Origin of the sequence: Methylomonas sp. Kb3 (assembly GCF_002834115.1) — a bacterium.
Classification (GTDB): Bacteria; Pseudomonadota; Gammaproteobacteria; order Methylococcales; family Methylomonadaceae; genus Methylomonas; species Methylomonas defluvii.
On record NZ_PIZT01000006.1, the window covers coordinates 14,089 to 27,386 of the forward strand.

The 13,298-nt window shown below is 50.5% G+C and carries 14 protein-coding genes; 2 read left to right on the forward strand and 12 right to left on the reverse strand.

The window, feature by feature from the left end; genetic code table 11:
* Positions 1-2 precede the first annotated feature (2 nt).
* Both CWO84_RS04295 and CWO84_RS04300 read left to right on the forward strand, forming a co-directional pair.
* Positions 3-2,501 (forward strand): GGDEF domain-containing response regulator, encoded by a 2,499-nt coding sequence (locus CWO84_RS04295; protein WP_101051866.1) that lies wholly within the window; start codon positions 3-5, stop codon positions 2,499-2,501.
* A gap of 174 nt (positions 2,502-2,675) precedes the next feature.
* Positions 2,676-2,876 (forward strand): hypothetical protein, encoded by a 201-nt coding sequence (locus tag CWO84_RS04300; RefSeq protein WP_101051867.1) that lies wholly within the window; start codon positions 2,676-2,678, stop codon positions 2,874-2,876.
* A 3-nt stretch (positions 2,877-2,879) separates the two neighbouring features.
* Here CWO84_RS04300 and CWO84_RS04305 read toward each other — a convergent pair whose 3' ends face one another.
* The 12 genes from CWO84_RS04305 to ftsH all read right to left on the reverse strand — a co-directional run bounded on the left by CWO84_RS04305 (position 2,880) and on the right by ftsH (position 13,295).
* A complete protein-coding gene (locus CWO84_RS04305) occupies positions 2,880-3,821 on the reverse strand; it encodes a DUF523 and DUF1722 domain-containing protein (RefSeq protein ID WP_101051868.1) in 942 nt (313 codons plus the stop codon).
* 11 nt (positions 3,822-3,832) lie between these two features.
* Positions 3,833-4,351, reverse strand: a complete 519-nt coding sequence (locus tag CWO84_RS04310) for a lipocalin family protein (RefSeq protein ID WP_101051869.1) — start codon at positions 4,349-4,351, stop codon at positions 3,833-3,835.
* A gap of 3 nt (positions 4,352-4,354) precedes the next feature.
* Positions 4,355-5,746 (reverse strand): deoxyribodipyrimidine photo-lyase, encoded by a 1,392-nt coding sequence (locus CWO84_RS04315; RefSeq protein ID WP_101051870.1) that lies wholly within the window; start codon positions 5,744-5,746, stop codon positions 4,355-4,357.
* Between the two features lie 4 nt (positions 5,747-5,750).
* On the reverse strand, positions 5,751-6,260 hold the full coding sequence (locus CWO84_RS04320) for a hypothetical protein (protein ID WP_101051871.1): 510 nt from the start codon (positions 6,258-6,260) through the stop codon (positions 5,751-5,753).
* Positions 6,261-6,280: 20 nt separating this feature from the next.
* Positions 6,281-7,192 carry a TIGR01777 family oxidoreductase gene (locus tag CWO84_RS04325; RefSeq protein WP_101051872.1) on the reverse strand — a complete coding sequence of 304 codons (912 nt, stop codon included), beginning with the start codon at positions 7,190-7,192 and terminating at the stop codon, positions 6,281-6,283.
* A 59-nt stretch (positions 7,193-7,251) separates the two neighbouring features.
* Positions 7,252-7,887: a protein-methionine-sulfoxide reductase heme-binding subunit MsrQ gene (locus CWO84_RS04330; RefSeq protein ID WP_240617959.1), complete on the reverse strand. Its 636-nt coding sequence runs from the start codon at positions 7,885-7,887 to the stop codon at positions 7,252-7,254.
* A gap of 5 nt (positions 7,888-7,892) precedes the next feature.
* Positions 7,893-8,849: a protein-methionine-sulfoxide reductase catalytic subunit MsrP gene (gene msrP / locus CWO84_RS04335; RefSeq protein ID WP_101051874.1), complete on the reverse strand. Its 957-nt coding sequence runs from the start codon at positions 8,847-8,849 to the stop codon at positions 7,893-7,895.
* A gap of 35 nt (positions 8,850-8,884) precedes the next feature.
* Positions 8,885-9,715, reverse strand: a complete 831-nt coding sequence (locus CWO84_RS04340) for a sterol desaturase family protein (protein ID WP_101051875.1) — start codon at positions 9,713-9,715, stop codon at positions 8,885-8,887.
* A gap of 37 nt (positions 9,716-9,752) precedes the next feature.
* The gene (locus CWO84_RS04345) at positions 9,753-10,208 is read right to left on the reverse strand and encodes a PAS domain-containing protein (protein WP_101051876.1); all 456 of its coding nucleotides are present in this window, start codon (positions 10,206-10,208) and stop codon (positions 9,753-9,755) included.
* Positions 10,209-10,250: 42 nt separating this feature from the next.
* A complete protein-coding gene (locus CWO84_RS04350) occupies positions 10,251-10,736 on the reverse strand; it encodes an SRPBCC family protein (RefSeq protein ID WP_101051877.1) in 486 nt (161 codons plus the stop codon).
* Between the two features lie 166 nt (positions 10,737-10,902).
* The gene (locus tag CWO84_RS04355; RefSeq protein WP_240617960.1) at positions 10,903-11,322 is read right to left on the reverse strand and encodes a hypothetical protein; all 420 of its coding nucleotides are present in this window, start codon (positions 11,320-11,322) and stop codon (positions 10,903-10,905) included.
* Positions 11,323-11,390: 68 nt separating this feature from the next.
* On the reverse strand, positions 11,391-13,295 hold the full coding sequence (ftsH, locus tag CWO84_RS04360) for an ATP-dependent zinc metalloprotease FtsH (protein ID WP_033156701.1): 1,905 nt from the start codon (positions 13,293-13,295) through the stop codon (positions 11,391-11,393).
* Positions 13,296-13,298 lie beyond the last annotated feature (3 nt).

Genomic DNA, 13,298 nt, shown 5'->3' on the forward strand with positions numbered 1-13,298 from the left:
GCATGTTAGCCAGTAGAATTATGATCGTCGAGGATGAAGGCATTATTGCCATGGATATTCGTAGGCAGTTGGAAGGTTTCGGCTATGAGGTGGTCGCGACTGCTTTTTCGGGAGGCCAAGCCATTACGCTGGCCAATGAGCATAAGCCCGATTTAGTCATGATGGATATTGTGTTGAAAGGTGAGATGGACGGCATTAGCGCGGCGCATGCCATCACGGAGTCTCTGCATATTCCCGTGATTTTTCTGACGGCTTATAGCGACCCGGCTACCTTGTTGCGCGCGAAAGCCACAGGCGCATACGGCTATTTGATCAAGCCGTTCCGCCCGGATGAACTGCATGCTTCTATCGAAGTCGCGTTGTATAAGTATCAGCTGGAACGCAAGCTGAAGGAGAGCGAACAGTGGTTTGGCAAAACCCTGCACTGTATCAGTGACGCCGTCATTGCCACCGACGCTGAAGGGGTCATCCGGTTTATGAATCCGGTGGCCGAAACGATAACGGAACACAGTCTGGAACAGGCCAAAGGTAAACGGGTCAGCGAACTCATGACGCTGATAGCTGAGTCGAGCCGCAGTGTCATTGAAAACCCGGTCCTCAGTACATTACAGAATCGGACCGTGACCGGCATTGATTGCCCCACTTTGTTCGTTAGTCAGTCAGGAATGGAAATTCCGGTGGACGACGGCGCCGCCCCGATACTCGATGACGATGGAACCTTGTTGGGTGCTGTGATGGTATTTCGGGACATCACCGCCCGTCGGCAAATGGAACATTTACTGCGGGAAAGTGAAGAACGTTTCCATAGCTCATTCGAATTGGCCGCCATCGGCATGGCACTGATAGCCCTGGACGGTAGTTTCCTGCAAGTCAATAATGCCCTCTGTGAAATTTTTGGTTACACGCGGGATGAGTTGCTGGGCTCCAATCTGCAAATACTCACGCATGCAGACCATCATGATAAAGTAATAAACCTTTACTTGCGGCAATTGGTAACCGACGTACTGCCGACGTTTCAGATTGAGGTGGAGTGCCTTCATAAAATGGTCGGCAAGACCATTTGGACTATGATCAGCGCCTCGCTGGTTCGCACTGCCGGCGGCGAGCCGCAGTATTTCATTGTGCAAATTCAGAATATTTCCAACCGTAAATACGCCGAACAGCAATTGATCTATCTGGCCAATCACGACCCCTTGACCGGGCTACTGAATCGCGACCAGTTTCATAACCGCCTTACTCAAGCATTATCCACCGGTCTAAGACATAACCGTAAATTGGCCGTGATGTATCTTGATTTGGATCGCTTCAAGTTGATCAACGATACGCTGGGCCACCGCTTGGGCGATTTATTGCTGCAAGCCGTCAGCGACCGCCTGAGAGCCTCGGTGCGCTCGAACGATATTCTGGCTCGGTTGGGCGGTGACGAGTTTATCGTGTTGTTGAGTGACATCAATCAAATCGACGATGTGGCCAGAATTGCCCAAAAGACCCTGGACATCCTCACCCAGCCGTTTACCTTGGAAGGCAATGATCTTGTGGTCACCGCCAGCATTGGTATCAGTATTCATCCCGACGACGGCAAGGACAGCCATTCGCTGTTAATGAACGCCGACACGGCCATGTATTTGGCCAAGGACCGCGGTAAAAATAACTTTCAGTTTTATACCCTGGAAATGACCGAAAAATCGATCGAACGCATGAAGGTGGAACGGGGTCTGAGGCATGCCTTAGCCCATGATGAATTACGGCTGCATTATCAGCCTCAGGTCTGTACCGGCAGCGGCGTGGTGGTTAGCGCGGAAGCGCTGGTGCGTTGGCAGCATCCGGAATGGGGCTTGGTGTATCCGGACCGATTCATTACCGTGGCGGAAGAAACCGGACTGATCGTGCCTATTGGTGCCTGGGTGTTGCGTGAGGCCTGTTTACAAGCCAAAACCTGGATTGAAAATGATGGGCCGTTCGGCGGTGTAGCGGTGAACGTATCGGCGCGCCAATTCCTCGATACCAACCTGTTTCAAACAGTAAAACGAACCTTGGCCGAAACCGGCCTTAATCCCAGCGCCCTGGAACTCGAAATCACCGAATCGGCAATTATGCAGGATCCCGAGAACACGCTGCAGGTATTGCATCAATTTCAAGGGCTTGGGGTGCGGCTCAGCATCGACGATTTTGGTACAGGTTATTCCAGCTTGACCTACCTGCGCCGATTTCCGATACAAAGCGTCAAAATAGATCGATCCTTTGTGATTGATCTGCCTGGCGACGACGGCAGTAAAACCCTTGTCAGGGCCATCACCGCTCTGGCCCATGAGCTTAACTTGTCGGTCGTGGTCGAAGGGGTGGAAACCAAGGGTCAATTATCCTTTCTAACTGAGCAAAAATGCGATTCGCTGCAGGGCTACATGTTTAGCAGACCCGTGAGTGCGGAACAATTTCAACAGGATTTTATTAATTCCGGTTTTAAGACCTACCTTCCGAATACCTCAAACGATCAACCTTGAAATTAAAATTTAACAAAAACCGGTAACTTGTAAAGATGATTTAGGGGTAGAGCTGTCTTGGGTGAGGCAGCAGTTCCAATATCTCGTCAATGACTGTTTGCTGACAGGCACCACCGTTTTTGCGGCAAGGATTAAACTAGGGGTCTTTTATACAGAGGATGTGGAGGCGGGATTATGCGAAGAATCAAAGCCATAAGCTGTGTGCCCTGGGTGTTGGGCTTGTGCAGCGCTTGCAGTGCGGACTGGCCGCAGCGGCTTGGCTATCATGTGCTGCAGAACGCCGGACAATTGCAGTGCCAAAAAGCCATGGCTAACGATTGTGAACGGCGGCAAAGTTACGACGCCTATCAGCGCGAGCGGGAGCAACTGCAATAGCGGCTAAATACTGTTCAGCAACGACAGTTCCGCCGGATGCGGCAGCATGTAATAGGAGTTGTCGATAAAGTCATCCGGCTCTCTGCGGAAATGATGGCGGAGCAGGGTGAGCGGCACGATCAGCGGCAATAAACCGATTCGATAGTTTTCGATGGTTTCCACCAGTTCCTGTTTGTCGTCGCTGTCCAGCTTGTGCTTTAAATAGCCCTGGATGTGTTGCAAGACATTGACATGGTTGCCGCGGGTGGCGACGATTTTCAGACAAGTCATCAAGGCTCCGATATAGGCAGCGGCGGTGTTTTCAATGTCTGCGTTAGTGACGCCGGCAATAATTCTTCCCAGCTCGCGGGCCTGGTTTTGCTCGTGGCTCATCGCGATCAATTTATGCCGGCTGTGAAAGGTAATCAAACCATGCGCTGTTAAACCCTGCTCGCATAAGTCGCGCCAGCGGCGCATCACAAACACGCGCTGGATAAAGTTTTCCCGCAGGCCCGGATCACCCAGCCGGCCTTCTTCTTCCACCGGCAGGCTAGGGAAAGTGCGCTGTAAATAGTCGGCAAAAATGCCGGTGCCTTGCCGCGCGGGGATGTCGTTTTTATAAATTTTGACGCGGGTCATGCCACAGCTGGGCGAATCTTTTTTCAGAATGTAGCCGCACAAGCCGCCCAGCCAATCGTGTTGCCGGGCGGAGGCCTGTTTCAAGCGTTCCGTCACGTCGAAACTATGATCCTTCACGCCGACGCAACGAATGCCGTCCGGGGTTTCCCGCAACTGTACGCAGGGGCGGGGGATGCCCAAACCGGCTTCGACTTCCGGACAGAACGCTCTAAATTCGAAGTATTGGCCCAGCGTGCGTTCGATGTAGCTGTGATACTTATGCGCGCCGTCGTAGCGTACTTCTTGGCCTAACAAACAGGCGCTGATGCCCACCGAAATTTTCTGCATGCTTAATCCTGTTATTGCTTGGGGTGTTGGTCAAAAATCAGTTTATCAGTGGCAAAACCCAGGGTTTTGGCTTGTTCTATTAAATCTTTTTGGATGCTCGGTTCCAACTCCGGGCTGCGGGCCAGTATCCATAAATAATCGCGATCCGGGCCAGCGATCATCACATAGCGGTAAGCGGTTTTATCCAGGGCGATGATGTTATACGCCCCGTAAAACGGCCCGAAGAAGGACACTTTCAGGCGGCCGATGTCTGGTTTGTCGATAAAATAAGCTTTGCCTTCGGCGGTTTTTCGTTGGCCTTGCTCGGCGTCGTAGCCGCTGTTTAACACTTTGACGCCGCCGTCATCGCGCAGGCTGTATTCGGCGCTGATGTCGGTCAGGCCGCGCTCGAAGCTGTGATCGAGGCGGGCGATTTCGTACCAGGTGCCCAGATAGCGTTCCAATTCGAAGCCGTCTATCACTTTGATGCCTTCAGGAATGCCGGTGCAGGCGTATAGCAAGCTGAATAACAGTATGGGTAGATAACGCATGGTTTACGCCGCTGGCGCCGTGGTATTGCCCAGGGCTTTGAATTGGGCTTTGATTAGCTGGCTTTGTAAGCCGTGGTCAACTCTTGGCCGAGGGTAATCACCGGCTTGCGGATGCTTTTCCCATTTGTGGATGACTTCTGCCGGGAAGCGTTGCAACTCCGGAATCCAGGTCTTGATATACGCACATTGCGGATCGAATTTTTTCTGCTGTAGCCAGGGATTGAATATCCGGAAATACGGTTGCGCATCGCAGCCGGTGGAAGCCGCCCATTGCCAGTTGCCGTTGTTGACGCAAGGGTCGTAATCCAGCAAGCGTTGCGCGAAATAGCGCTCGCCCCAGCGCCAGGATACGTGTAAATCCTTGACCAAAAACGATGCGACGATCATCCGCAAGCGGTTATGCATCCAGCCGGTCTGGTTCAATTCGCGCATGGCCGCGTCCACAATCGGGAAGCCGGTTTGGCCGTTGGCCCAGGCCCAAAAATCCTCTTGGCCGTTGCGCCACAGCAAACCGTCGTAACGTCTATCAAAGGCGTGACCGAATACATGCGGAAAATGAAAGCCGATATGGGTGAAAAAATCCCGCCAATACAACTGCCGGAGCAAGGGATGGTCGGGATCGAGTTCGGCTTGGATGCTGTAAAAAGCCTCGCGTACCGAGCAACAGCCGAATTTTAAATAGGCCGAGAGCTGGCTGGTGGCGGCCATGGCCGGAAAATCGCGAACTGCAAGGTAGTTTTTGCAGTTGCCAATGATGGCTAATCGCGCCAACGCCGCTTGCCTGCCACCGGGCAAGGCGTTTTGGTGCGGCTGTTGCAGTTGCTGTATTACTTCCGGTTTGTGTCCGGCATAGGCTTTTGCCGATAGTTTACCCGCTGCCAAGCCTTGCGGAGCCGATACCGGCTGGAGCCGGGCTTGCCGGTGAAACGCGGTGAATACTTGATAAGGCTTGCCGTTGCTTCTTAAACCTTGCTCGGGTTCGGTCAGTAGCAGATCGGCTTGGCTGTGAAAAGCCAGATGCAGTGTTTCGCATTGTTCGCGCAGCTCGTTGTCCCGTTGCCGGCTGAACGGGCTGTAGTCGCGATTGACAAATACCGCTTCGATGCCTAAGTCCTGCTGCAAAGGCTGGAGCAGATGCGCCGGCTGAGCGTTGAAAATGTACAGCAGGGCGCCTTGCTGTTGCAGTTGTTGCTGCAAATCGTTCAGCGACTCCAGCATGAATTGCAAGCCCGGCGTGCTTTGGTAAGGATGGGTTTGGATTTGCCGGGGATCGAAGATAAAGCAGGCAATGACTTGCCCGGACTGGTTTAGTGCGGCGTTCAGAGCGGTGTTATCTTCCAGGCGTAAATCGCGGCGGAAAATGAACAGCGAGGTTTTGTAGGCTGTTTTTGCCATCGGCTCAACAGTCGCCCCAATGAATAATCATTTGTTGGCAATTAAACAGAATATTGGGGTAATACTGATAAATCACCCAGCGCAGCAGCAAATCGAAATATGCCGCTACCGTCATCAGGCGCGCCACGGCGGCCCAAATTCTACTTGCGCCTTTGTCGGAGCAACGCCACACGGCGCCGGTCCAGTAAATCAGCGGCATCGCCATAATAATATGGATGGTCACCCAGCTGGCGACGGTGAAGTTGCCTTCGTTAATTCGGTAGTCGATGAAAAACAGTACGGCGTTGTACAGGATAAAAAACGGGTAGAACGCATCTTTTAAGCGCAGATAACCCAGCCAGCTCCATTGCAGGTAAAAATACAGCGTGGCCGGCGTGCGTTCTTCCCATTCCTGGGCGGGTGGGGGCGTCAGATAAAATACCAGCGTGCCCAATGCCAGCGCGACCAACAGCGCTTCGTACCAGGTGACGAACGAGGTAAAGGCAAATAGCAGGGAAAGACTGTCGATCAACATAAGAATGCCCGTTTTTATATCTAGGGTTTATGCAAAATATCGCGCAATGCGGTATCCAGCTGTGAATATTTAAATGCAAAGCCCTGGGCCAGTAACCGCTCCGGCAGAACACGCTGGCTGCCCAAGACTAGCGCCGCCATTTCGCCCAGCAATAATTTAAGGGCCGCTTCCGGCAGCGGCAGGAGCAGTGGCCGCTGAAGCACGCTGGCTAGGCTGACGCTGAATTGTTGGTTGCTGACCGGTTCTGGAGCTGTGGCATTGTAGGGGCCGCGCATTGCCGGTTGATCTAGCATCGCTTCGACGATAGCCAGCCAGTCGTGCAGATGTATCCAGGACATCCATTGCTTGCCATTTCCCATGCGGCCGCCTAATCCCAAGCGAAACGGCAACAGCATGCGTTTCAGTATGCCACCATTATCACCCAGCACCAAGCCGGTGCGTATCAGGCAGACCCGGCTGCCGGATTTTTCCGCCGCTAAGGCTGCCGATTCCCAATCCGCGCACAACTGCTGGGAAAAATCGGCAATGCTCGCGCTACTTTCAGTCAGAAACTTATCGCCTTGATCGCCGTAAATGCCGATAGCGGAACCGCTTATCAGCACAGGCGCGGGCTGCGCGGAGGAGGCTATCCAGGCCACCAACTGCTCGGTCAGTTTAATCCGGCTATCGCGCAGCAACTGCTTGCGCGCCTCCGTCCAGCGTTGGTCGAAAATGCCGGCCCCCGCTAAATTGACTATCGCTTTAAACGTGGCGGCATCCGGTAAATCGGCTACGGAACTGACCGCTTGCACGCTGTTGCCGAAAGTAGCTGCGACTTTTTCGCGGCTACGACTCAGGACCGTCACTGCGTAGCCTTTTTGTATAAGCTGTTTGGCCAGTGCACTGCCCAGGAAGCCGGTGCCGCCGCTGATTAAAATCGAATTTGTATTCATAAGTTCTGCTCCGGAAACTACTGACAACCAACTGCATCGCCGACTATGGGATTGCTGGCTTAATCGGCTTCGGTATCGGTGGAAGTGCGACCTTTTGGAATCATCATTTGACTTAATTGCTTGTTTTTAATCCAGATTACTGCGCGAAAACCCAGCAGCATAAATATCAGGAGCAAATAGAATAAAGGCTCGGCCAGGTTACCTTTAAGCTGCCAGAAATAATGAATCATTGCCGCACCGGCTGCTATGTAAATAAATCGATGCAGTTTTTTCCAGCTCTTGCCCAACAGTTTTTTGGATGCTTTGGAAGAGGTAATCCCCAATGAAAAAACAATGATATAGGCAATTAATCCAAACCAAATATACGAGCTTTCGAGAATATCGATACCGATCATTCTCCAGGCAAAAACCTGGTCTACCGCTAAATAAACCAGGACGTGCAGGCTGGCGTAAAAAAAAGCGAATAAACCGAATAGTTGCCGATACTCAGTCATGCCGCGCCATTTTGTGACAGTTTGCACGGGAGTAATGGCTAAGGTTATCCATAGAAATCGCAAGGCCCAATCGCCTAAACGAATATGCAATGCCTGCATTTGATTTGGGCCCAGATTATCGAAGGCAATATCGAACACTATCCAAAGCAGCGGAATAATGGAAACCGCGATAGTTAAAGGCCGCAAATTATTAATTGGCATAATCATTAGAAAAAATGCCTCAAATCCATATCACGATACAGGTGAGCGACCTGTTCGCCGTAACCGTTAAATAATTCGGTTTGCCGACGCGGGGTAAAAAAGCCGCTGCCCAATAGTCGCTCGCTATTTTGGCTCCAACGCGGATGCGGTACGTCCGGATTGACGTTGGCGTAAAAGCCGTATTCGTTGGGGGCAAACTTGTTCCAACTGCTAATGGGAGGTCTTCTCAGCAGTTCTATTTTCACGACGGCCTTGATGCTTTTAAAACCGTATTTCCAAGGCACCACCAGGCGTAGGGGAGCACCGTTTTGCTTGGGTAAAATGTCGCCATACATCCCCACCGCCAGTATGGTCAAAGGATGCATGGCTTCGTCAATACGCAAACCTTCGACATAGGGCCAGTCCAGCATGGCCTTGCCGCGTTGCTTGGGCATGGTGTCCGGTTGTTGAACCGAGGTGAGCTTTACGAACTTGGCGTTTGATAAAGGCTTGGCGGCTTTCAGTAAATCGCCCAGCGCAAAGCCCACCCAGGGTACTACCATGGACCAGGCTTCGACGCACCGGAAACGATAGATGTATTCCTGTAAGGTGTGCCGGCTCAGAATATCTTCCAACTGGTAGATGCCGGGTTTTTCCACTTCACCGCCGATCTCCACGGACCAGGGATCTATGCGCAGGCTTTGGGCCAGGCTGGCGGGGTCTTCTTTGTTGAAGGCCAATTCGTAGTAGTTGTTGTAATTTTTTGCGGCCGCAGCCGGCGTCACCACTAACTCAGGCGCTGAGAGCGGGCTTTTGGGTACGGCGCTCCAAAGTGGTTTTGAGTCCTCGGCCCCGCCGGTACGGATGCTGGTGCCGGTCAGCATCATCGCCGCCATCGCTTTGATGAGGGTGCGGCGTTGCTGAAAAACCAGGGGATCGGTAATTTCACTGCCGGGAATATTTTTTATTGTTTTTATAATCATGGCTTGATTACCGGTAACTTATCAAAGAAGTTCCATTACTTTTTGCCTTTCGGAATCCAGCCCATCAATTGACGGATTTTACGTTCGGTAATAAATGCCAGAGAAAACAATTGAATAAAATTCTCGGCTTCAATCAAATCCAATCCTATATTGGCGGGTACCAGTTCCTTGCGGGTGCCAAACATTCGATCCCAAATCGCCAGCACTATGCCGTAATTGCTGTCATGTTCCGAACGCAAAGTGGAATGGTGAGTGCGGTGCAGGGAAGGGGTGATAATGATTTGAGAAATCGCAGCTTCGTTGGGGACGCGGATGTTGCCGTGATGAAAAAAGATGAAAAATAACTCGATAATTTCGATGGAAAGCACTAGGTAAGCATCCACGCCGATTACTACCACGAATATACATTTGTAAATTATTTCCAGAAATAAATCGAAAACATGAAACCTAAAACCAGTGGAAACATTAAAGCATTTGTCGCTATGGTGGATTTTATGAAATCGCCATAAGTACTCAGACCGATGGCTGGCGTAATGCCACAGGTAAATGGCCAGATCAAAAAAAGCAAACGCCAGAATCCATTTAAGCGGACCATTACTCAGGCCGCTTAATAAGCCGTAACTGGCGAATTGTTGCGCTACCAGAAATAAGGATGAGGCTCTAAGCGCGGTTAAGATTAAATTGTTGACCAAGAAAGCCGTAGTATTGGTGACAAACGACTCTTTATAGGTTTTTGCCTGGAATGGACGATAAGGTTTGGTTTTCTCTATGACCAGCAACAGCACGAAAGCCAGTATCGCTAAGCCGAATAAGGCTTCGTTAAAAAACAGGCTACTGTCGCCTTGGCTATTTGCAGTGGTGTTCATGGAAGTCCCCAGTAATGAGCTATTTATCGAACGGTTTTTAATTTCCTTGAATCGCGTTTAATAAATTTGTCAATTCCTTTATTTCGTTATTGGCATTTATTTGTTGGGTAATGTCGTATTGCACGCCCAGATAATAAATGACTCTATTTTTCTTATCCAATAGCGGGGTTATTTTCAAATGATTGTGGAATAAAGTGCCGTCTTTTTTATAGTTTCTTAAAGTGACTTCCACTGTTTCGTGGTTTTTCATGGCTTCCACAATTTTAAAACGCGCATCTTGCTCTCTGTCTTCACCTTGTAAAAACCGGCAGTTGTGGCCGATGATCTCGTCATGGCTGTATCCGGTTAAACGTTCAAATGCCTTATTGGCATAGATAATAGGCGCGTCTTCAATGTCAGGGTCGGCTAGCGTGACGCCGTTGACGCATTCGTCCAAAATAGCGGAAAGTACTTGCGGAATCAGTCCGCTATCTTTTTCAACAATAAAAGCCATGGTTAAACTCCGGGTTTTATAATAATTATGAGTTTGTAAATGCTAGTTGCATTCTACTAATATTAAATTCCTGATGTTTTCGACGGTGTTTTCCGCACCGTCTTCGATCGCGCAACGAATTAATTTTTCAAAAGGCCGCATAAATACCTCCAACTCCAAAAACTCAAAGCGAAACGTCAAGCGGGTAGGTCGGCGATCTTCCTGAACGGCTTCGAGCAGATAGCTGTGTTTGTAAGGTTGGGTCAACCCTTGAAAGATCAGCTTGGATTTGGGTTCATATTCAGTAATTTCAAAAACCGATTCTATTTCGCCGTTGTTGTCGTTACGAATTTGCTTGGCCTTGGCGCCGATGAATACTTCCTTGCCGTCGAGCGGTTCAAAATCGACTACTTCCAGAGCCCATTTCGGATAGTTTTCAAAAAAATTTTCACCAACATAATGAAAAACATCGTCAACAGGTTTGTCTATATCGATGCAGGCCTCGCCGGCAATGGGCTTGTGTGAGTCAAACGGAAATTTGATGTGCATTTGATGTTCCCCCCTCGCGGAGCTTTCTGCTCAGCGTTGTTATTATTTTTCTGGACACGTAAAGCCAATAAAACGGTATTTAAATCTGTGCAATTAAATCGCCGTCAGGCGCTTCGGCTTTTTATGTCTAATTCTAGCCCGCTTTCTACCGGAAAATTACCAATCTCTAGTTTTGCTGGTGGCGCATGGCCGCGCAGCCGCCATAAAGCAGGTGCGATAAGCCCGAATAAATAAATAATTGCCGGTAGTTTTCGTCTATTTCAATTTGATTAATCGAGCAGTAAAACTCCAGGGAGCCAATTAATAGCAGCAGAAAAACCCCTAACGCCGCCAATGCTTCCGGGCTGTTGCTTAATTTATAAAAACTGTACGCTGCGATTTGGATTAAGCACAAATAAAACATCATTAACCGCATATTGTTTGCCAATGGACCGTACAAGTCACTGCTATCTTCAAAAAACAGGGTATTGCCGAATATGGTGGCTGCACCGCTGATCAATAATAAAATCACCGCTACATTAAAATTAATCTGCAACAACAATTGCAGGAAATTCATGGTTTTTGTGGTTATCGATTGAGTATGCATATTGCTACCTCTGAAAAAAAGATACCCTCCAGGAGTACAGCGTTTGGAGGGTACATAGAGGAGGACTTTTAGGACGCCAATATTTGTCCCTGATCCAGGTGGCCACCGGTTTCTTCGTTTATTGAGTCTTCAATCTCTTCAAACGATTTGGGTTCTTCTACTTCGGGTTCCGGTGGTGCAAGTTTTTTACCTTGTAGTAGCTCGTCAATCTGATACTTATCGATGGTTTCCCAATCCATTAAGGCTTGAGCCATGTTGTGCAACACTTCGATGTTTTCTTTCAGAATAGCTTCGGCGCGGTTGTAGTTAGCATCGATCACCGCCCGAACTTCTTCATCAATAGTTTGGGCCATTTTTTCGGACATTGGCTTGGACTGCGGCCCCATATAGCCGCCTTCGCTGTCGCCGTAATCCATCGGGCCTAAACGGTCTGATAATCCCCACTTGGTGACCATGTTTCTAGCCAATTGCGTGGCCCGCATGATGTCGTTGGACGCGCCGGTGGTGACTTTGTTTTTACCGTAAATCAAGGCTTCCGCTACCCGGCCACCGAACAAACTGGCGATCTGGCTTTCCAACTTGTCCTTGGAAGCGCTGTACTGGTCGCGCTCCGGCAAGAACATGGTGATGCCCAAAGCTCCGCCGCGCGGCATGATGCTGACTTTGTAGACAGGATCATGTTCAGGCACGTTGCGGCCGACGATGGCGTGGCCGGCTTCGTGGTAAGCCGTCATCAACAAGTCTTCCTTGGTCATGACCATGGTGCGTTTTTCCACACCCATGATCATTTTGTCGCGGGCTTTATCCAAATCGTTCATTGTGACGACGCGCTTTTTGTTACGAGCAGCAAACAAAGCGCCTTCATTGATCAGGTTGGCCAACTCCGCACCGGAAAATCCGGGTGTGCCGCGGGCCAGATCGTTGATGTTCACGTCTTCGGCCAGCGGGACTTTGGCACCGTGCACTCTCAAAATTTGCTCGCGGCCTTTGATGTCAGGTAAACCAACTTGAACTTGCCTGTCGAAACGGCCCGGTCTCAACAAAGCCTTGTCAAGTACGTCAGCGCGGTTGGTCGCGGCGATGACGATGATGCCTTCATTGCCGCTGAAACCGTCCATTTCCACCAGCAATTGGTTGAGCGTTTGTTCGCGTTCGTCGTTACCGCCGCCGATACCGCTGCCGCCCCGTTGCCGGCCCACAGCGTCGATCTCATCGATAAATATGATGCAGGGCGCGCGCTTTTTGGCTTGTTCGAACATGTCTCTGACCCTGGAGGCACCGACACCGACGAACATTTCCACGAAATCCGAACCGGAGATGGAGAAGAACGGCACGCCTGCTTCGCCGGCAATCGCTCTAGCCAACAAGGTTTTACCGGTACCGGGGGGGCCAACCATCAGCACGCCGCGCGGAATTTTGCCGCCTAATGCTTCGTATTTGCCCGGATCTTTAAGGAAGTCGACCATTTCCACGACGTCTTCCTTGGCTTCCTCCACGCCGGCCACGTCGGTAAACCGCACCTTGATCTGGTCTTCAGCCATCAACTTGGCTCGGCTTTTCCCAAAACCCATCTGGCCGTCGCGGCCGCCCATCGCGGCCTGCTTGCGCATGAAATACACCAGCACCATGATCAGCAGCAGGGTAGGCGCCCAAGAGATGAGGATGTTCATCAAAGTGGAGGGTTGTTGGGGCTTCTCAACTTTGATTTTCACGCCGTATTCCAGCAACTCGTCGATCATTCTTGAGTCGTTGGGATTGTAGGTGGCAAAGCGCGTGCCGTTCTGGCGTTGGCCGTCAACGTAGTTGCCGTCTATCACCACTTCCGTAACCACTTTGTTACGCACGTCTTCGATAAAGTCGGAGTACGAAATTTCATAATGCGGATCGTATTGCGGCATGTTGCGGTTCATCACCGCCGACACCACCAACCCTGCTACGATCAGGATGGAGAGAAAAATAAACATTTTTTTCATGAT